18 protein-coding genes are annotated in these 19,084 nt (G+C 32.3%); 2 read left to right on the forward strand and 16 right to left on the reverse strand.

Annotated features, from left to right (window positions below):
* Positions 1-59: 59 nt before the first annotated feature.
* On the forward strand, positions 60-653 hold the full coding sequence (locus GAN53_RS02450) for a phosphatase PAP2 family protein (protein ID WP_151409417.1): 594 nt from the start codon (positions 60-62) through the stop codon (positions 651-653).
* Here the strand turns inward: GAN53_RS02450 and GAN53_RS02455 are convergent.
* The 7 genes from GAN53_RS02455 to GAN53_RS02485 all read right to left on the reverse strand — a co-directional run bounded on the left by GAN53_RS02455 (position 650) and on the right by GAN53_RS02485 (position 8,525).
* The gene (locus GAN53_RS02455; RefSeq protein WP_151409418.1) at positions 650-1,633 is read right to left on the reverse strand and encodes an ABC transporter ATP-binding protein; all 984 of its coding nucleotides are present in this window, start codon (positions 1,631-1,633) and stop codon (positions 650-652) included. The genes GAN53_RS02450 and GAN53_RS02455 overlap by 4 nt on opposite strands.
* Before the next feature lie 8 nt (positions 1,634-1,641).
* Positions 1,642-2,598, reverse strand: a complete 957-nt coding sequence (locus GAN53_RS02460; protein WP_151409419.1) for an ABC transporter ATP-binding protein — start codon at positions 2,596-2,598, stop codon at positions 1,642-1,644.
* Entirely contained in the window at positions 2,598-3,413 is an 816-nt protein-coding gene (locus tag GAN53_RS02465) for an ABC transporter permease (RefSeq protein WP_225791801.1), read from the reverse strand. The genes GAN53_RS02460 and GAN53_RS02465 overlap by 1 nt, the downstream gene beginning before the upstream one ends.
* On the reverse strand, positions 3,410-4,360 hold the full coding sequence (locus GAN53_RS02470; RefSeq protein WP_151409420.1) for an ABC transporter permease: 951 nt from the start codon (positions 4,358-4,360) through the stop codon (positions 3,410-3,412). Before GAN53_RS02470 ends, GAN53_RS02465 begins: the two co-directional genes overlap by 4 nt.
* A gap of 73 nt (positions 4,361-4,433) precedes the next feature.
* Entirely contained in the window at positions 4,434-6,110 is a 1,677-nt protein-coding gene (locus tag GAN53_RS02475) for an ABC transporter substrate-binding protein (protein WP_151409421.1), read from the reverse strand.
* Positions 6,111-6,173: 63 nt separating this feature from the next.
* On the reverse strand, positions 6,174-7,271 hold the full coding sequence (locus GAN53_RS02480) for a hypothetical protein (RefSeq protein WP_151409422.1): 1,098 nt from the start codon (positions 7,269-7,271) through the stop codon (positions 6,174-6,176).
* A gap of 249 nt (positions 7,272-7,520) precedes the next feature.
* Positions 7,521-8,525, reverse strand: coding sequence for a DUF4236 domain-containing protein (locus GAN53_RS02485; protein ID WP_151409423.1), 1,005 nt, complete (start codon positions 8,523-8,525; stop codon positions 7,521-7,523).
* Between the two features lie 140 nt (positions 8,526-8,665).
* Between GAN53_RS02485 and GAN53_RS02490 the strand changes: the two genes are divergently transcribed.
* Entirely contained in the window at positions 8,666-8,929 is a 264-nt protein-coding gene (locus tag GAN53_RS02490; RefSeq protein ID WP_151409424.1) for a YkvA family protein, read from the forward strand.
* Between the two features lie 67 nt (positions 8,930-8,996).
* Here GAN53_RS02490 and GAN53_RS02495 read toward each other — a convergent pair whose 3' ends face one another.
* From GAN53_RS02495 to GAN53_RS02535, 9 genes are all read right to left on the reverse strand, one after another.
* Positions 8,997-9,458, reverse strand: a complete 462-nt coding sequence (locus GAN53_RS02495) for a M20/M25/M40 family metallo-hydrolase (RefSeq protein ID WP_151409425.1) — start codon at positions 9,456-9,458, stop codon at positions 8,997-8,999.
* Positions 9,459-9,489: 31 nt separating this feature from the next.
* Positions 9,490-9,885: a hypothetical protein gene (locus GAN53_RS02500; protein ID WP_225791802.1), complete on the reverse strand. Its 396-nt coding sequence runs from the start codon at positions 9,883-9,885 to the stop codon at positions 9,490-9,492.
* 344 nt (positions 9,886-10,229) lie between these two features.
* The gene (locus GAN53_RS02505; protein ID WP_151409426.1) at positions 10,230-10,487 is read right to left on the reverse strand and encodes a glutaredoxin family protein; all 258 of its coding nucleotides are present in this window, start codon (positions 10,485-10,487) and stop codon (positions 10,230-10,232) included.
* Between the two features lie 186 nt (positions 10,488-10,673).
* Positions 10,674-10,862, reverse strand: coding sequence for a hypothetical protein (locus GAN53_RS02510; protein WP_099321567.1), 189 nt, complete (start codon positions 10,860-10,862; stop codon positions 10,674-10,676).
* Positions 10,859-12,478 carry an oligopeptide/dipeptide ABC transporter ATP-binding protein gene (locus GAN53_RS09950; protein ID WP_151409427.1) on the reverse strand — a complete coding sequence of 540 codons (1,620 nt, stop codon included), beginning with the start codon at positions 12,476-12,478 and terminating at the stop codon, positions 10,859-10,861. Before GAN53_RS09950 ends, GAN53_RS02510 begins: the two co-directional genes overlap by 4 nt.
* Positions 12,459-13,466 (reverse strand): ABC transporter ATP-binding protein, encoded by a 1,008-nt coding sequence (locus GAN53_RS02520; RefSeq protein WP_151409645.1) that lies wholly within the window; start codon positions 13,464-13,466, stop codon positions 12,459-12,461. The genes GAN53_RS09950 and GAN53_RS02520 overlap by 20 nt, the downstream gene beginning before the upstream one ends.
* 6 nt (positions 13,467-13,472) lie before the next feature.
* Positions 13,473-15,434, reverse strand: a complete 1,962-nt coding sequence (locus GAN53_RS02525; protein ID WP_151409428.1) for an ABC transporter permease subunit — start codon at positions 15,432-15,434, stop codon at positions 13,473-13,475.
* A gap of 10 nt (positions 15,435-15,444) precedes the next feature.
* The gene (locus GAN53_RS02530; RefSeq protein ID WP_151409429.1) at positions 15,445-16,407 is read right to left on the reverse strand and encodes an ABC transporter permease; all 963 of its coding nucleotides are present in this window, start codon (positions 16,405-16,407) and stop codon (positions 15,445-15,447) included.
* Positions 16,408-16,748: 341 nt separating this feature from the next.
* The gene (locus GAN53_RS02535) at positions 16,749-19,007 is read right to left on the reverse strand and encodes an ABC transporter substrate-binding protein (protein WP_151409430.1); all 2,259 of its coding nucleotides are present in this window, start codon (positions 19,005-19,007) and stop codon (positions 16,749-16,751) included.
* Positions 19,008-19,084 lie beyond the last annotated feature (77 nt).

The following is a 19,084-nucleotide window of genomic DNA, read 5'->3' on the forward strand; positions in this document are numbered from 1 at the left end:
TAAAAACTGTTGATGTTTTACTCTTTTTGAGCTATCATTGTTGATGAAAAGAGAAAGATATGAATTTAAAGAATGTAATTATTAGACAAATTATAATTTTAATATTTCAAGTTGTTTTGTATTTTGGCTGTGAATTTTTTCAAAAAAATCCCAAAAATATGGACTTGCCAATAGATAAAAAAATCCCAGCTCTTCCTTATTTTGCCCTAATTTATGTATTGTGGTTTCCTTTGATTGCAATTTTTCCTATAAGTTTATTTAAGGAGGCTAAAAATCTCTATGAGCTTTATGTAATTTGCTGGATTATTGATATTGTTATAAGCGTAATTATTTATTTGGCATATCCAACAACTTGCACAAGGCCAAAGGATTTGGAAAATATTAAGGGAGGCTGGATGCTAAAAATCCTCTACAAATTTTCCTACAAGGGTCTAAATTGTTCGCCAAGTATGCACTGCTCAATTTCTACCCTCGTATTCATATTTGCACTTGCCGCTTCTACTATGCCTATAAATCTTAGAATTATTTACTCAACAACCGCTTTGGGAATAATTCTCTCGACACTTTTTACCAAACAACACGTCCTTATAGATCTAGTTACTGGCGTGCTTTTGGCTTTGGTAATTTTCCTCATATTAAGTCAGTTTATTTAATAGCTAGAAATTTTTTCGGCATTAAAGCAAGCTATTTTATGACCATTTTCAAATTCTTCCAATTGAGGACTTTCTGTTAGGCACCCATCGGTTTTATAAGGACATCTTGTTTGAAAAACGCAACCTTTTGGTAAATCGATAGGACTTGGTATATCACTTGATATAGTTTTTAGTGGTTTTGTTTTATCTCTCCTAGGGCGAGGATCCAAGATTGAATTTAGCAAACCAATTGTATATGGATGTTTGGGATTTTCATAAATTTGTCGAGAATCTCCAATTTCCACTAAGTGTCCCATATATAAAACTCCAATTCTATCAGAAATGTGCTCCACCATTGCTAAATCATGGGCTATAAATAAATAAGTTATACCCAAGTCTTTTTGTATGTCTTCTAGCAAATTCACAATTTGCGCTTGAATTGAAACGTCAAGAGCAGATATGGGTTCATCACATAATATAAATTCTGGATTTGTGGAAATTGCTCTTGCTATACTTATTCTTTGGCGCTGACCTCCAGAAAACTCTCTAGGTTTTTTCTCCATATAATCAGCAGAAATACCAACTTTTTCCATAAGACTTGCTACTTTTTCTTTTATTTGACTTTCTGTTAATTTTTCTTGATTTCTGATTGGTTCTGCTATTATTTCAAAAATATTTAGTGTAGGATTTAGTGATGAATAAGGATCTTGAAATATTGCTTGAATGTTGTTTCTAAAATATTTTATTGTTTTATCGTCAGATTTTATTATGGACTTATCCTTATATAAGATTTCTCCATCACTAATTTCTTCTATTTTTGTTAGACATTTGCCTATCGTTGATTTACCTGATCCTGATTCTCCAACCAAACCAAATGTTTCACCTTTGTATATGTCAAAACTTACGTCATCCACTGCTTTTAGGTATTTATTTGCTCCAAACAAGGATTTTTTGATTGGATAATATTTTTTTAAGTTTTTAACTTGATATAATTTTTCCATATCTACTCCTAGTACAAGTGACAATAAACTTTATGACCATTATCGAAAAGTTTTTCTTTTGGATTTATTTTATCACATTCTTTTTTTCTATCTGGACATCTGTCAAAGAATGGACAAGCTTCCAATTTTTCGTGAATTACAGGAGGATTTCCTTTAATAGGAACAAGCCTTTGATTATTACCTATCATTGGCAAAGATTTTAAAAGACCTCTAGTATAAGGATGCTTAGGATCTTCAAAAACTTCATCGACTTTACCCATTTCCATTATTCTACCCCCATACATTACAAGCATTCTATCGCAAGTATTTGCCACAACACCTAAATCATGAGTAATCATCATAATTGAATTTTGGTTATCGTGGCGAATTTCGTTTAAAAGATTTAGAACTTGAGCTTGAATAGTAACATCAAGAGCTGTTGTCGGCTCATCTGCTATTATTAATTTCGGGTTAAGACAAAGGCTCATTGCAATCATAACTCTTTGGCGCATACCTCCAGAAAATTCGTGAGGATAAGAATTCATTCTATTTTCTGCATCTGGAATTCCAACCAAATCTAGATATTTAATTGCTTTATCATAGATTTCTTTATCAGATAAATCTTTTCTGTGCTTTTTGATTAATCTCTTCATTTGTGTTCCTATCTTGAATAAAGGATTTAAGGAAGTCATTGGATCTTGAAATATCATAGATATCTCATTACCTCGTATATCTCTTAAATTCTTTTCTGCCATAGAAAAAATATCTTCCCCTTTAAACAAAATTTCTCCACTTGTTTTGGAGCTTTTGTCTAATAATCTTAAGATGGATTTCGCACTAACGGATTTGCCTGAACCTGATTCTCCAACTATCCCTAAGCTCTCATCTTCAAAAACGTCAAATGAAACACCATTTACAGCATAGGTCTTTATACCTTTATTTTCAAATCTTACATTTAAGTTTTTTACTTCTAATAATTTTTCCATTAGTATTCCTCCCTTAGATAATCACCTATAACGTTAAAGCTAAGGACTGTTATTAATATTAATAGGCCCGGAAAGAATGCAAGGTAAGAATAATCTCCTAAATATTGTTGAGCATCTTTTAGCATTGAACCCCAAGAAGATGCAGGTTGTCTTACTCCAAGACCCAAAAAGCTTAGTGAAGATTCAGTGAGTATTGCTCCAGCAACATTTATTGAAACTGCAACGGATAAGGTTGGCAAAACATTTCTAAAAATATGCTTTAACATAATTTTTTTATCGCTTATTCCAATCATTTTTGCATAAGAAACATATTCTCTTTGTCTAATAGATAAAGTTTCTGCCCTCATAAGCCTTGCTATACCCATCCAGTTAAACAAACCGATTATTATAATAATATTTTGTATTCCTGGTTTTAAAACTGCATTTAGGATTAAAATTAGGAAAAATGAAGGAACGCTCATCAAAATATCTACTATTCTCATTATTATAGCATCAACTTTGCCTCCAAAATATCCACTTGTAATTCCAACAATACTTCCTATTATTGTTGAAACTAATACAGAAATTATTCCAACTGATAAAGATGCACGAGCTCCATGTAAAGCTCTGGCAAAATAATCACGTCCCAAATCATCTGTTCCAAATAAATGAGCACTTGATGGCTTTTGTAGGGAATTAAGAATATCAGTATCAATTCCATTTTGTGGATAAAAATCAGCAAGAGCCGCCGCTAATATTAAAATTATTATTGCAATAACTGAAAATTTAAAGGAAAGCGGGCTATATTTGAATTTATTTTTTAAGTTCTTCATCATTGTGCCTCTTTTATTCTAGGATCCACTATCATATATAAAATATCGCTTAAAAGATTTCCAAATATTAATAATAAGGATGCAAACATTGTTGTAGCCATTATTAGCGGATAGTCATACTTAAATATCGCATTCATTCCAAGTTGTCCAAGTCCTGGCCAACCAAAAATACTCTCTGTTATAAAAGCACCTGATATAAGCCTAGGTAGTCCCATACCTAAGATTGTAATTATTGGCAAAAGGGAGTTTTTTAAGATACTTTTGAAAAATAAATCTGTTTTTGAAAATCCTTGAGCCTTTTCTGTCATGACATAATCTTCTTTTAGCTCGCTTACAACTCTAGCTCTAACATATCTTGATATAGTTGCAGTATCAGAAATAGATAGGGTTAAAACCGGCATTATTGAATGCTTTATCAAATCAGCCGTTGTTTCAACTCCCAAAGTTCTCATACCAATTGAAGGTAGCCATCCTAATTTTAGTGATAAAATATGAATCAAAATCATAGCAAACCAAAAACTAGGAATCGAAATTCCAACGTATGATAAGAAAGTAAAGATTTTGTCAAAAATTCCTCCGTTATTCATAGCAGATATAATTCCTATTATTGTTCCGATTACTAGAGAAATTATTAAAGCCGAAACCATAAGTCCTAAAGTTTGTGGCAATCTTTCAACTATTTGTTCTAATACTGGTCTATGATTTGAAAATGAATATCCGAAATCACCTTGTAAAACCGCCTTGGCCCATCTAGCATATTGAACAAGATAATTATCATTTAAACCCATGGCTTCTCTTATTCTTTCTATGTCTTCAAAGGAAGATTCTGGAGTAACCAAGGCCCTTACAGGATCTCCAGGAGCAACTCTAATTAGCAAAAAAGATACAATTGATATTGTTATTATCATCGGTATGCTTTGTGCTAATCTTTTTAATATCATTTTTACCATTTTTTTCTCCTATAAAAAGTAGTAGGTAACATTTGTCACCTACTTACTTTAAATCTTCTTTAATTGTCACTGTCTACTTTTTTGTAATTTTGTTATAGTATTGTAGCATATAGATTGGAGCTGGAGTTGCTTCTTCTATATTTCCAAATTCGCTATTTGCAGCAATTATTGATTTAGTGTTTACTAATGAATATTGAACAGCATCATCAACTAAGATTTGTTGGATTTTCTTATAGATTTCACTTCTCTTAGCTTCATCCATCTCTGTTTTTCCTTCTGCAAATAGTTTATCTATTTCTTCATTTGAATAACCACTGAAGTTTTCTGCACTTCCAGTTTTAAATAGATATCCATAGCTATCTGGATTATCTCCCATAACGTATCCATTTATAGCCATTTCAAAATCTTGGTTTTTAGGATCTAGTAATTTTTCTATAAATGTTGCTCTTTCCATTGGTAGAAGTTCTAGATTTACTCCTATTTCTTTTAGCATTTCTTGGATTAGTAAAGCTTCTTTTTCAGTAGCTGGGCTTCCTGATGTATACATTAATCTTAGATTGAGATCTTCTTTTTTAACATCTTTTACTAATTCTTTAGCCTTTTCTACATTATAATCATATTTTTCTACATCATCTGTTACAAATTGTGTTTCAAGTGAGAATGGTGAATAAGCTGGTGTTGCATATTCTTCTCCGTTATAAGCTCCTTGGATTAGTTTGTTCTTATCAATTGCATAAGAAATTGCTTGTCTAAGGTTTTTATCTTGCATTTTTGGATTTGAAACTTTGAAGAATATTGTATCTACCATTCCTTCTGAGAATGTGTACAAATCGAACTTATCGTTATCTTTAAATTTATCAACATTCTGTGATTTTACATAAGATGCAGATATTTCACCATTTTCTAATGCTAAATTTTGTGCATTAGCATCTGGAATAACCTTAAAAGCTATGCCATCTAGTTTTGCTACATCTCCATGATAATCATCAAATCTTTCAACTTGGTATAATTCACCAGTTTTGTGTTCTTTGAATTTGAAAGAACCACTTCCTATTGGATTTTTGTTCTTTTCGCTTTTTGCAAGGTCAGCTTCGCCTTCAAATATGTGTTTTGGAACTGGCACAATTCCTGCTAAACCTTGGATAAATGTTGCATCTGGTTTTTCTAACTTAAACTCAACTGTCAAGTCATCTAACTTCTTATAAGCAATTGGTTTATCATTATTCATAAGATCAGAATGACCTTTAGTTTGTTGTTTTTCATCTAATACTACATCATAAGTATAGATTAAATCATCAGCTGTTATAGCTTCTCCATCATGCCATTTTAGATTTTCTTTTAATTTAAGTGTGTAAGTTAAATTATCATCTGATGGTGTCATTGATTCTGCTAGACCATCATAAATAATTTCGCCTTTTTTTACATTATAAACATTATCATATAAAATATGAGTTAAGGTTAGTGAAACTCTGTCATTTGCGTACAAAGGATTTACTATCGATGGATCAGATCCGATTCCAAGTACAAAAAGTCCGCCCTCTTTTGCTTGACTTTGATCATCTTCTTTTGAAGATTCGTCTTTGTTTTCTTCGTTATCAGCAGCTTCTTTATTATCTTCTTTATTTTCTACTGCTTCTGTTTGCTTAGTTTCTGTAGCTTGATCATTACTTTTTGCATCTTCGTTTTTGCCACATCCAGCAAAAACTAGAGTTAATGCAGCTAACAAAGCTATTGATTTAAGTTTATTCATGTTTCCTCCTTAAATAAATTTACTAAAGTAGTATATCATAAATTTAATTTTTATCAAAGTAATTTAATATTTTTCTATCTCTTTTCTCTTAAAACTTTTATAAATCATTATCGCCAAGAGAATTAATCCCAAATAGCCATTTATTACATAAACATATTTTACTAGTAGATCAAATTCTATTGATAGGCCAATTATCATACCAGCAATTCCTAGTATTATTGTTAGGCTCTTAAACTCTTTTGTTCCTTCTTTGCGAAATCTTGCAACTGGTGTCCATAACAACGGCACTGCTGATGTGTAAATTCCTAGAATTATTGTTAGTGAAAAAATAGTTCCAAAAACTCTGTTTATTTCATCTGCCAAAACCAAAGACGGGATTTGTGAATTATATAATTTACCAATTGATAGAATTATTGCTATTGCCATTACAAATATTGCCGCAGAAAATCCTACAGCTCCAAGTATTTGACCTTTTCTTGCTTCGTTAAAATTTTCTGCTTCATCTCCAACTTTTGCACAAAAAGCTGCAAGCCAAATCATGTTAAAACCAACATAGGTAAGAGCTGCTGGCAAAAAACCTATTTCTGATGCTTTTATTATTTCTTTGTTGGCATTTAAAGTTTTTATCAATTCCAAAGACTGGCTTAAATTTCCAAAATTTTTGCTAATTGAAATTCCGCCAACTAAAAGAGCAAGCACAACTATTACCGGACCAATTTTGCCAATAATATCTACTATTGTGCTTAGGCCAAAAACAACTGTTGCAATTACAACAATTCCAAGAATTATTCCTCCGACAAATTTAGGAGCATTGTATTGTTGAACAAGAGTTGCTTGAGCTCCTGCAATCATGACTGTATATGATAAAAATAGAAAAAATACAGAGAAATAATCATAAAATTTCCCAACCTTATCTCCTGCTATCTTTTTGTAGATGTCATTGGGATTTTCCAAATGGTACTTATGACCATAAGTTACAAATTCTACTCCAACAAAAGCGAACAAAACAAAACTTACTAACACACCTATTAGTCCTTTTAAGCCATAGGCGGCAAAAAATTGCAAAAGCTCCTGTCCTGTCGCAAAGCCAGAACCTATTAGGATTGCTATAAAGGCACCTGCATAGGTTAAGACTTTTGATTTTCTTAATTCCTTTTCCATTATTATTCCTTTCCTTATGTAAAATAATTATATTTGATCTGACAAAAATCTTGTTTTCCATAAAAATTTAGTCGATAAATTTTGATACAGTAGCAATTATATCATAATTTCAATAATTATGAAAATTGCGGCCTTTATTTTTTATAAATATACAAATTTCCCTCTGATAAAATAAAAAAATCCCAAGATTTTTATTTTCTTTTCTGTAAGAAAAAATCTTGAGATCTCATCGTCTTTGGATATAAAATTTTACTTGCCATCTAAAACTGTATCAGAAAATACTATGAATAAATTTAGGCCTTCTTTGTTAAAGATTGAAAGAACCCCATAATCGACCAAAGTTAATTCAGGATTATCCTTATATCTTTTATCCTTGCTACCATCTTTGTTAAGATGTTCATAGGTTTTGCCAATAACTGTTGCATCGTAAGCAACTTCTCCTTCTTCTAAAAAAGTCATTTTACCCAGATTTAGCTCAACTTCTTTTAGACTTAGGGCGGTTTTGCCACTTGGATCTTTAATGAAAATTGAATCCGGCAAAAATATTATCTTCTTATTTGCTCCTTCTAGGGTATAAGTTTTGACATTTGTTTGGATTTCATCGTTGCCTTCTCTAAAAGTTAAAGGCGTTCTATCGATAATTTTCATATCAGCCGGATTATCTTCATCCAAATCTACGCTTTCATTTACCAAAAAAACTTCGTCAGATTCCATAATTCCTTCAAGAAACTTATTTGTGCTATCAAGCTCCTCTTTGGCATCTTCGCTCATTTCGTAGTCTATTCTAATTGTTTGATTGCCTCTATTATAAAGGAAAAAAACCACTCCACAAAGAGCTATCAAAAATAAAATCGGATTGATAAAGCCAAGACCAAGACCTGCCAAAATCAAAATGATGCTTATAATATTATTTGTTTGATTTTTTTTACTAGCTTGCAAAATATCACTCATATCGGAAGTTTTTATATTTTTTAAATCATTTTGAAAGCTGTTTACTTTTTTATTTTCTGAAATTTCTTTATTTGTCTTTGAACTTGTGGCTTTTTTTGACTTTTTGCCATCAAAAGGGTTTGAAAATTCTTTTTGATAACCAATTCCTGTTCCCGGTATATAAGCTGTTCCACGAATATTTCCCTTAGCAGTTCTCGTTAGTCTAAATCCAGTGCCTCCCCAAGAAAAACCAGGGCCTGATTTGCTCAAATTTATCCTAAAACCCTTGCCAAGATTGATACTTTTTCTAAATCTAAATCCCATAATAATCTCCTTATAGATATTATAGCATAGTAGAATGGATTTTATAAGTTTATTATAATTAAACTTGATTTTCATAAAATTAAAGTATAATGATATTGTAAATAAAGAAAATTTAAACTCATTTTAAGAAAGGAGTTTTTATGAATAAACTAAATAGAATCAGAACAGCAATTCCAACTTTTTTTCGAGCCTTAAAAAGTAAAGATACTCCAAAGGGAGCAAAAATCGCAGTAATTCTTGCAATTTTATATGCAATATTGCCAGCAGATGTGATTAATGATTTACTTCCATTTCTAGGCCGGTTTGACGATGCAATAGTAATGGCAGTTTTATTTACAATGGCAAATAAAATGATCCCAGAATATGTCAAGGAAGAAAATAAAGTAGAGCAGTTAAATGATTAAATTTTTAAAAGGTCTAGATTTTTCTAGATCTTTTAAAATGCGGTTATTTGTATGAAAAATCGATTGTTTACTCTAAACTAATTACCAATTCATACAATACATCTATTGCTTTTTCAAAGCAATTGTAAGGTGTAAATTCTTCTGGGCTATGGCTTCTGCCATTGATGCTTGGTACAAATATCATTGCTGTTGGATGATATTTTGAAATTATCATTGTGTCATGGCCTGCTCCTGATGGCAATATATAGTAGGAATAGTTTTTCTTTTCGGCGATATTTTCCATCATATCCATTAATTTTTCATCCATCATGGCAGCTTTGCTGGAATCTTTTCCTTTTCTAATTCCAAAAATATTTCCGCAAAGATCTTTTGTAACTTCTAAGTTTGCATCTTCCATAAGCTCTACCAGCTTATAACCTGCATCTTTGATCTCTTTAGAAAAAGCAAGCCTAGAACAACCATTGCCAGGTGTCGCCGAAAATTTTTCAAAATCTTTTAAATTTTCTTCTACTCTTTTTAAGTTTATCATGTACTCTCCTTTATATTTTTATATACTAAAACTACTTATTTATATACTTATCAAATAAATATAGAAAATCTTCCTTATCATAGCCTTCTACTTGATAGGCTTTTTCATTTACATAAACTTTATCGTCCATGAAAGATATGAGGATAATCCCTCCTCCCTTTTCTTCTAGTTTGAATAAATATTGCCAGCCTTTTTCATTTTCATCTTTTATTTCTTTTATGGAATAGGAATTTAATTTATTTATCAAGTTCTCAAAATTTTCATTTTTAATAACAAGATCTTCTTTTGGATCTGTCATTTGAGTTGAAATTGTAATCTTTTCTATTAGCTCTGGGTTTATATTCAATGAATCATCTTCTTTTGAATTTTTAGAAAAGCAAGCTCCAAGAAATACAAGACAAATAAGCAAAGTAAAAAATCTTTTCATGATAACCCCTTATAAAATTATTATCTAATATAATTAAAAAATAAATTCTACCAACTAAGAAATTTACAAATAAAAAACCCAAGCTCACATTAAAACCATCCTCCTTACAAAATTTAAGTTAAACAACTTATTTCAATTGACTAATTTTTCTCTTAACTGGTATTGTTAAGGGCTTTTGTAATTTAATGATCTTAATTACTTGGGTTTAGTGATTTCTTCAAAGTAAATTTCTTTACTTACTAATATTTAAAACTATATTGAAACTGGCATGTGGTATATCATGCTCTTTTCCTTTCTAAGTTTCAATGCGATACATATTTTTTAAGTTTCTTTTTATACTTTCTCTAAAGAAGATTTGCTTTTGCGTATTCAATTATATCGTCAGATTCATACATTGCTTTGCCATCTATAACCATACATGGTACTTGTACCTTTCCTCCGATTTCTTCTAATTTGCGTCTATTTTCCGCACCGCAGGTTTTATCTTCTGTGTTATAGGATGGAAATTTGATGATTTTATTTTCACTAAAGAAATTTAAAACCTTCAAGCAATATGGACAATCTGGCTTAAAGTAAAGCTCGAAGTCGTTTTCACTTTTCATTGGACTGTCCCTCCATTTCTATTTATTTTGAAAAATATTTTTCTTATTTATATGATACCCCCTATTTTTCATTTTAAACATATTTTTTAATTTTTTTTAATAAATTTTCACTTTTTTTTAAAAAAATCATAGATTTTTGATTTTAAAAGCAAAAAAACTGCTACAAAATATTTTGTAGCAGTTTTTTTATAGAAATAGCGCAAGTAATAGCAAAGGGCCGATTACTATTAGTAGTCCTGGCAAGAATACTTTCATTGCTGCCAAAAACATTGCTAATCTATCGCCTTTTTCTAGATTGCTTTCATCTAAGAGATTTTCTTTTTCATAGATTTCTTCTCTGCTTTTGTTAGAAAATCTATTTATAGGTCCTCTCATAGAACACTCATCTCTTCTAGTTCGTGTTCTTCTTTTTCTCTTAATTCTTTATTTTTCTCATAGGCTTTTTGTTTTTCTTCTTCGCTTACTTCCATTAGGTGGCAAGCTACAAAGTGTCCGTTATCATAGTCTTTAAGCTCTGGTTCATAAGTTTTGCAGATATCCATTGCATATTTACATCTGGTATGGAAACGGCATCCTTTTGGAGGATGTACTGCTGATGGTATATCGCCTTCTATTACTTGTAATTCTTGTCCTTGATCTACGTCAGTTCTTGGAATTGCTTGTAATAGGGCTTGGGTATATGGGTGAAGTGGTTTTTCAAAGATCTTATCACTTTCTGTTAATTCTACCAATACTCCCAAATACATTACTCCAATTCTATCAGAGATATATTTTACTACTGATAGGTCGTGAGTGATAAATAAATATGTTAGGTTATTTTCTTCTTTTAGATCTTGTAGTAAGTTTATAATTTGTGATTGAATTGATACGTCAAGGGCAGATACAGCCTCATCGCAAACTATAAATTTTGGTTTTAGTGCAAGAGCTCTTGCTATTCCAATTCTTTGTCTTTGTCCACCTGAGAATTGGTGAGGATATCTATGAAGGAAATATGGCGCAAGTCCACATTTGTCCATAGTTTCTTGAATGTATTCATTGTAACCTTTGTCCTTACGTGATTTGAATAATTCGTGACCTAAAACTCCCTCGCCTATGATATTTCCTACTGTCATTTTGGTATCTAGTGAACCATATGGGTCTTGGAAGATCATTTGTAGGTCTTTTCTAAGGCCTCTCATCTCTTCATTGGTTAATTCTGATAGGTCGATACCACTATCTTTATGACTTTCAAGTTCTTCAAAGTTTTCCTTATCTTTTAGAGTATTTCTAAATTCTTCAATTTTTTCGAATTTTTCATCAACTTTGATTGAAAGTTCATCTTTTTTGCTTATAAGTTCTTTGTATTTGCTATCATTATCACGAAGATTGTAGTAAGTATCCCAATCTCTACATCTCATTTTTAGTTTGTCTTCAAAAGTTTCTATATTTTCTAAGACAACAGCACGTTCTTTTAGAGCTTGGTAATAATCTAATAATAGGTTTGATACTTTTGATAAATCATCACTTGCAAGAAGACCTCCTGCAATTCTAATCATATTTAGGTATTTATCTTCGATTTCACGACGTTTGTGCATAGCAGCTTCGTTGGCTTTTGCACGTTCTTCATCAGTTTCTGCTTTATCAAGGCTATCATAGATTTCGTTTAGCTCTGTGCTTGCTTTATCGTAATTTTGAAACTGACTTGGAATATTTTTGATCATTTTTTCCATATATTCTGGAGCAAATTCTTCTAGGGTCTTTCCATAGTAAAGAGTTGTTCCCTCGGTTTGATCATAAATTTGAAGAAGAGTTCTACCAAAAGTTGATTTACCACATCCTGATTCTCCTACAAGTCCTAAAGTTTCACCCTTATAAATGTCTAAATTGATAGACTCGTTAGCGTGAACATATTGTTGTGGACTTCTATCAAAAATGCCCTTTTTCTTTAGAGGGAAATATTTTTTAAGACTTCTTATCTTAAATAAGACTTTCTTATCTTCGGTATGTTCCATCTTCTCTTTCCTTTCTATTTGGATAGTGACATCTAATCCTTTGTTGATCAGTAACTTGTACTAATTCTGGCATTTGATTGATACATTTTTCTGTTGTAAATTTACATCTATCTGCAAATTTACATCCTGGTGGTAGGTTTAGTGGATGTGGTACAGATCCTGGTATTATATCAAGCCTTTGGTTTCTATCACTTGTTATTGATGGGATGGAATTTAGCAAAGCTACTGTATATGGATGGTTGAAATCTGTAATATCGGTTTTAAATATATATTCTACTGGAGATTGTTCTACAATTTGACCAGAATACATTACCGCAACTTCATCTGCCATTTGATTTATAACACCAAGGTCATGGGTGATGAAAAGTATAGATGTGTTTAATCTATGCTTTAAGTCATTCATAAGTCTTAGAATTTGCGCTTGAATTGTTACATCAAGAGCTGTTGTTGGCTCATCTGCTATTAGTAATTTTGGCTCACAAGCAAGCGCCATGGCAATCATAACTCTTTGGTTCATACCACCTGATAATTCAAATGGATATTGCTTGGCAACTATGTGTGGGTTTGGTATTTTTACAGAAGCTAGAAGTTCTTCACATCTTTGAGCCGCTTCTTTTTTATTCATGTGCTTATGGAGGATCAAAACTTCTGATATTTGTTTTTCTACTGTAAATACAGGGTTTAGCGAACTCATAGGCTCTTGGAAAATCATAGAGATATCATTACCTCTTATATGTTCCATTTCGCCTTTTTTAAGTTTTGTTAGATCACGTCCATCAAAAATAATTTCGCCTTGGTAAATTTTTTGGTTAGGTTCAAAAAGTTGAAGAATACTCATAGCAGTTTGACTCTTACCTGAACCAGATTCTCCAACAAGTCCTAGAGTTTTTCCTTCATCAATAGTATATGACACTCCATTTACAGCCTTTATTAGTCCACGTCTTGTGGAAAAATAGGTGTGGAGTTTTTTTATTTCTAATAAACTCATATTCATCTACCTCTCATTTGCTCTTGGGTCAATTGCATCTCTTATGGCATCACCAATAAGGTTAACTGAAAATGATACTAAGAATACTGCAAGTGCTGGGAATACCCATCTCCACCAGTAGAAGTTTAGTACATCTGATTTTTGAGCTGCTGTTAGCATATTGCCCCATGATGGTGTTGGCTCTTGTACACCAAAACCAAGGAATGATAAGCCTGATTCTGATAATAAGTTACCAGCATAATCTAGTGTCGCATTTACTATAACTATAGATAAGACATTTGGGAAAATGTGCTTCATAATTATTGACCAGTTTTTTACACCCAAAGCACGGGCTGCTGTTATATAATCTCTTTCTCTTTCAGCTAAGATTTGACCACGAACTAAACGTGCAAGTCCTGTCCAACCAAGCAAACCTAAAAGGATCATTACCATGGTAATTCTTTGTGTTTGGCTTGCTCCTGGTGGCAACAATGCTGAAAGTGAAATTAGCATTGGATAAAATGGGAATGATGAAATAATTTCAGAAATTCTCATCAATACATTATCAACACGACCTCCAGCAAAACCTGAGATCATACCAATAAGTACACCTAGTACAAGTTGGATTACTGTAGATACTAAAGAAATTAGCATGGTCATACGTCCGCCGTGGATAAGTCTTGTAAATATATCACGACCTTGATCGTCTGAACCAAATCTAAAACCATTTAGTCCCCAAGTTTCAATCTTTCCATCTTTAGTTACTGCATAATTGTTGAAAAATGATGTAAATATTTGTTGGTATTCTCCATCTGGAGTGTTTAGTTCACCGTAGTTATCTAGACCCCAGTTATAAATTTTGCCATTTTCATCTAGGGCTGTGAAAGTTGTTTCTCCACCTTGAATATCGACGATTTTTCCGTCAAATTTTGGAATATTATCGCCTGCTACTCCAGCTCTACTTGGACCCCAAACATAAACTTTACCATCTTCATCAACTGCTGCAGCTGAGTTAGCTGTTAGAGCAACTTTTTTAACTTTTACGCTTCCATCAGTTAATTCTTTTGGCATATTTGTTTGGTTTTCAGCACCCATTACACCAATTAATTGGATTGTTCCATCAGTTTTTGCAACTAGCATATTAATAGATGAGGTATCAAAGTCTTCAACTTGTCCTTGTATTGTTGATGGGATCATATTTAGACGGCTTGCTAGCGTTGAACCCCAAACTACCAAGTTTTTCTTATTTGTTAGAACTGCTGAGTATTGAACGCCTGCTCCAAGTTTCTTGATGCCTTCTTCTTTGATTTGACTTTCTGACATTGGTGGCATTTTGGTTTGGTCAAATGAATTATTACCCCAACCATAAATTTGATTATCTTCTGTTGCAAAAATAATATGTCTATCACCAGCAGCCACATCGATAACTTTTTGGTTTTTAAGGGCTTCTTTGGCTTTTTTAGGGATGGTTAGAATTTTATCTTCATTATCAGATCCCCAAACATAAATATTTCCCTCGTTGGTTAAACCTATGGCAAAAGTATTGCCGATAGATATTTTCTTTGTTCCTTCACTTTCCATTTCCTTTGGAAAATTCATGTAAGCACCACCTGGTGCAACATTTGTAAGGTTACCTTGAGAATAATATTGGTTAAAAGGAAGTATAGCGCTTCCAACAAATACTACTAGTATTAAAGCTATAAATAATACTAGACCAAATACTCCCAAAGGGTTTCTAAAAAAGTTTCTTAGGGCAACTTGACCTGGAGATCTAATTGCTTCTTCTTTTAATGCATCATTTTCATTAGAAGAATTAGGAGCTTTATTTGAATTATTGTTTGTTTTTTCTTCTTCAGCTTTTCTTTTCTCAGCGTCTTTTCTCTCACTTTCATAGATATCACTATCTGATGCAAAAGTAAAACCACGGATGAGTAATGTTTTTAAAAATCTCTTATATGAAGAAAATGATTTACGAATTAAACTATTCATTGCCCACCTCTTACGCTTCTAATTTTACTCTAGGATCTACTAGAGCATAAGCTATATCCATTATCAAGTTTCCAATCAAGGTTAAAAGTGCATAAAACATTGATAAGGTTAAAATTACATTGTAGTCTTGTGCTATTACGGCAGTTATAAGCTCATTTCCTATTCCTCTGTAGGCAAAAATCCTCTCAGTGATAGCAGAGCCTGAAAACATTCCAAGAACTGCCCAAGTTAAAGCTGTAACTACTGGAATAAGTGCATTTCTAAAGGCATGAGAATAAACAACAGTCTTTTCTTTTAGACCCTTAGATCTTGCAGTTCTAATATAATCTTGGTTAAGGGCATCAAGCATTGAGTTTCTAACATATCTTGAAAGTCCTGCAAGAGAGCCTATGGTCAAGGTTATAGTCGGTAAAGTCAAGTATTTTACCCATTCTGAGAATGTATTATTACGTGGCATACCATTTGCAGGGAAAGCCCCTGCTTTAAAAGCTAATAGGTAAATTAAAATAAGTCCTATGAAAAATACAGGAACACTTATACCTATCAGCGTTAGAGTCTGGAAGGTTTTATCAAAGACCCCTCCTCTGTGCGTTGCCGACCTAATACCTATTAATACCGAAAGTACAAAGGATATTACTGTTGAACCTAAGTTAAGATAAATTGTATTTCTCAAAGGTTCTTTCAAATATTCTTTTACTGGCTTTTTAACTCTGGTAGATTCACCAAAATCTCCCTTTAATGATCTACCCAACCACATTATGTATTGTTCAGGTAGTGACTTATCATATCCGTAGCGATGTTGTAATTGCTTGTATAAACTTTCTTGTTGAGCCTTAGTCATACGAGTTCCAGTTGGAATCATAGCTCTAATAGGATCTCCTGGCATAGCTTTAGAGAAAGCAAAAAGCATAATAGAAATGATGATAGCTACAGGTATAAGATTTATTATCCTCTTTACTATATAACGAAACATATCTTCCCTTTCTTTGTTATTGGAATTGCAAAATTATTAATTTACTTGTATTTAATAATTGTAACTTTATTTTATGTAAAAGCTTGTCTTTAAATAGATAAAGTATTCCAAAAAACAACAATTTTATTATTACTATATTAATGTATTTGACAAATTTTGTCAAATAAAAAGTCTTATTTTTTAAAAAGAAAACATCTTCTTCTTTTGTTAATTTTTTTACATTATCTATATATAAAAATTCAAATTAATTTATAAAAGTACACAATTATATATTTTAATAATTTATTGGCAAAAACTAAAAAAGCTCACTCCTCGTGAGCTAATTTAGTATTATTTTTATATTATTTGCCAAGTGACATAGCGTTGATTTGTTCTACTACGCCCCAAACTGGTGTACATAAATCAAATCCTTGTACTCTGTTTGTATATCCTGTGTGATATTGGTTAGAGTATAGTGGAATTTCTGGTAGATAATCGTTATACCAAATTTGGAATTCTTCCCAAGTATCTAGGTAGCCTTCTTTATCTTCTGGATCTGTCTTACGAAGTTTTTCTGTAATTTCGTCTGCTTTTGGATCATTTGTCTTTGTTTTATTATCAAATCCTTTTGAGTTGTATTGATAGTAAGGATCATATGGTGTACCAAAGCTTAAGCCCATGTTAAATGCTGTATATTCTGCATCTTCTTTTGGTGTTGTGTAGTATTCTAGAAGTGTTGCAAATGAACCTGCTGTTACGTTATATTCCATACCAACTTGTTTAGCGTTTACTGGAAGTTGGTTAGAAATTAATGTTGTAATAGGTGATTCATCAGAACCGTATTGGTTAACTACAAGTTGTTTACCTGTTTCGTCATATCTCCAATAATTGTATCCTTCAGCATCTTTTTCAAATGCTTCGTCAGATTTTTTCTTATCCCAAGGAGTTTTTCCATCAGCTTCGAATTTGTATGGTGTTTTATCAAGTAATTCATTAGCTTTATCTAAGTTTAGTTGCCAGTTTACAAGCTTGTCACCTGTTTCTAGATCTGCTCCTCTTTCTTTGTACATCCATTGGCTTGTACCATACATACCGTTAGTTACAACACCGTAACCACCAGCAAATTGTTGTACGAAAGTATTTCTATCCATTAAGCTTGCTATAGCTTGACGAACTTCTTTATATTGAGTAGCTCCTCTATCTGTGATAAATGAAAGATCTCCATAACCATTTCTTTCAAATGTGTTGTATTTGATCTTTCCGGCATCAGTAGCAGCTCTCATTTGGTCGATCTTACCACCGTCAGCTTCTTCTTCCCAAATATCGATATCGCCATTTTCTAGTAAGTCTACAGCAATATTTGCGTTAACTGTTTGTACTATGATGTGTGGGATTGTAGCCTTATCACCTTTGAAGTTTCCAGCATATTCTGGGTTTAGTGATAGTTTAACCATGTTGTTTTCAAATCCATCATATACATAAGGTCCTGTTACAGCCTTTGGATTTGTTCTGTAGTTGTTAGCAACGTTAAGCATAGCTTGTTCAATCAATAAGATGGTTGGATCTACTTCGCCATCACGTTTGTCTTCAAGTTTTTTGATTGCTGCATCATGTTCTTCTTTTGCTGCATTGTATTCAGCTTTTTCATCTTCGCTAGCATCATCTTTTGGAGCTGGATAGTCAGCTTCAAAGTCTTCGTTTTGTTTATCTATTTGTTGTTGTAAAGAATCTTTGTAGTTTTTCTTATCTTCTTCAGTAACTTCATAGCCTTCTTTTGTTTCAAGTTTTTGACCATCTTTGCTTACTACTAAGTTTTCAGTAACTTCATGCATTGGGAATGGACTTAAACCCATCAAAGAAGCTTCTTCGAAATATGGTAAGAATGAAGCGTCTACTGTATATTCGAATGTATAATCGTCAATTTTCTTTTGACCTTCAAATATATCTGTATCTCCATTGTGGTAAGCTTCATAACCCTTAGCTGAGTCTGCGCCTATTGTTGTAGCAGCTGTTACTGGTATATATGATGGATGTGAGAATAGTAGATTTCCAAATAAGAAATCGTCAGCTTTAATTTCTACGCCATCAGAATATTTTAGACCTTGTTTAATTTTTGTTCTATAAGTTCTTGATCCGTCTTCGTTGTCGATTTTTTCGATTTCTCCATCAACAACAGTTGAGTTTGTTACCCATTGACCACCTTCATCTTGAACTACTGTACCGTAACCGTTGTTACCTTCGATACCAAGAAGTCTTCTAACTTTAACATCGTATGCAGAGTTTGTCCAACCTTGTAGCCAGTCGCCGTTCAATTCGCTTGTACCAATTACAAGAGTATCATCTGCTGTTTGTTTTTCAAAGTTTTCTAGTTCTTCTTTAGCTTCAGCATCTTCATCGTCAGCGTTTTCGTCGCTTTCTTTGTCATCAGTTTTATCATCTGCGTTATCTTCTGTATCTGCGTTTTCGTCTGTTGAAGCATCATCTTTATTTTCAGTATCAGTTGCTTCATTTGCATTGTCAGCTGGTTTTTCAGCATCTTTGTCAGTATTTCCTCCACAAGCTACTAGTGTTGTTGCCAATCCTAGTGCCATAAGGGAAGAAAAAACTTTTTTCATTTTCATGAATATCTCCTCCATAATGTTATGATATAAGTAATTCTATTACAAAAAACCGTTTTTGTCAATAGGCATTATTTTTT

It is taken from the genome of Anaerococcus sp. Marseille-P9784 (assembly GCF_902500265.1).
Taxonomy (GTDB): Bacteria; Bacillota; Clostridia; order Tissierellales; family Peptoniphilaceae; genus Anaerococcus.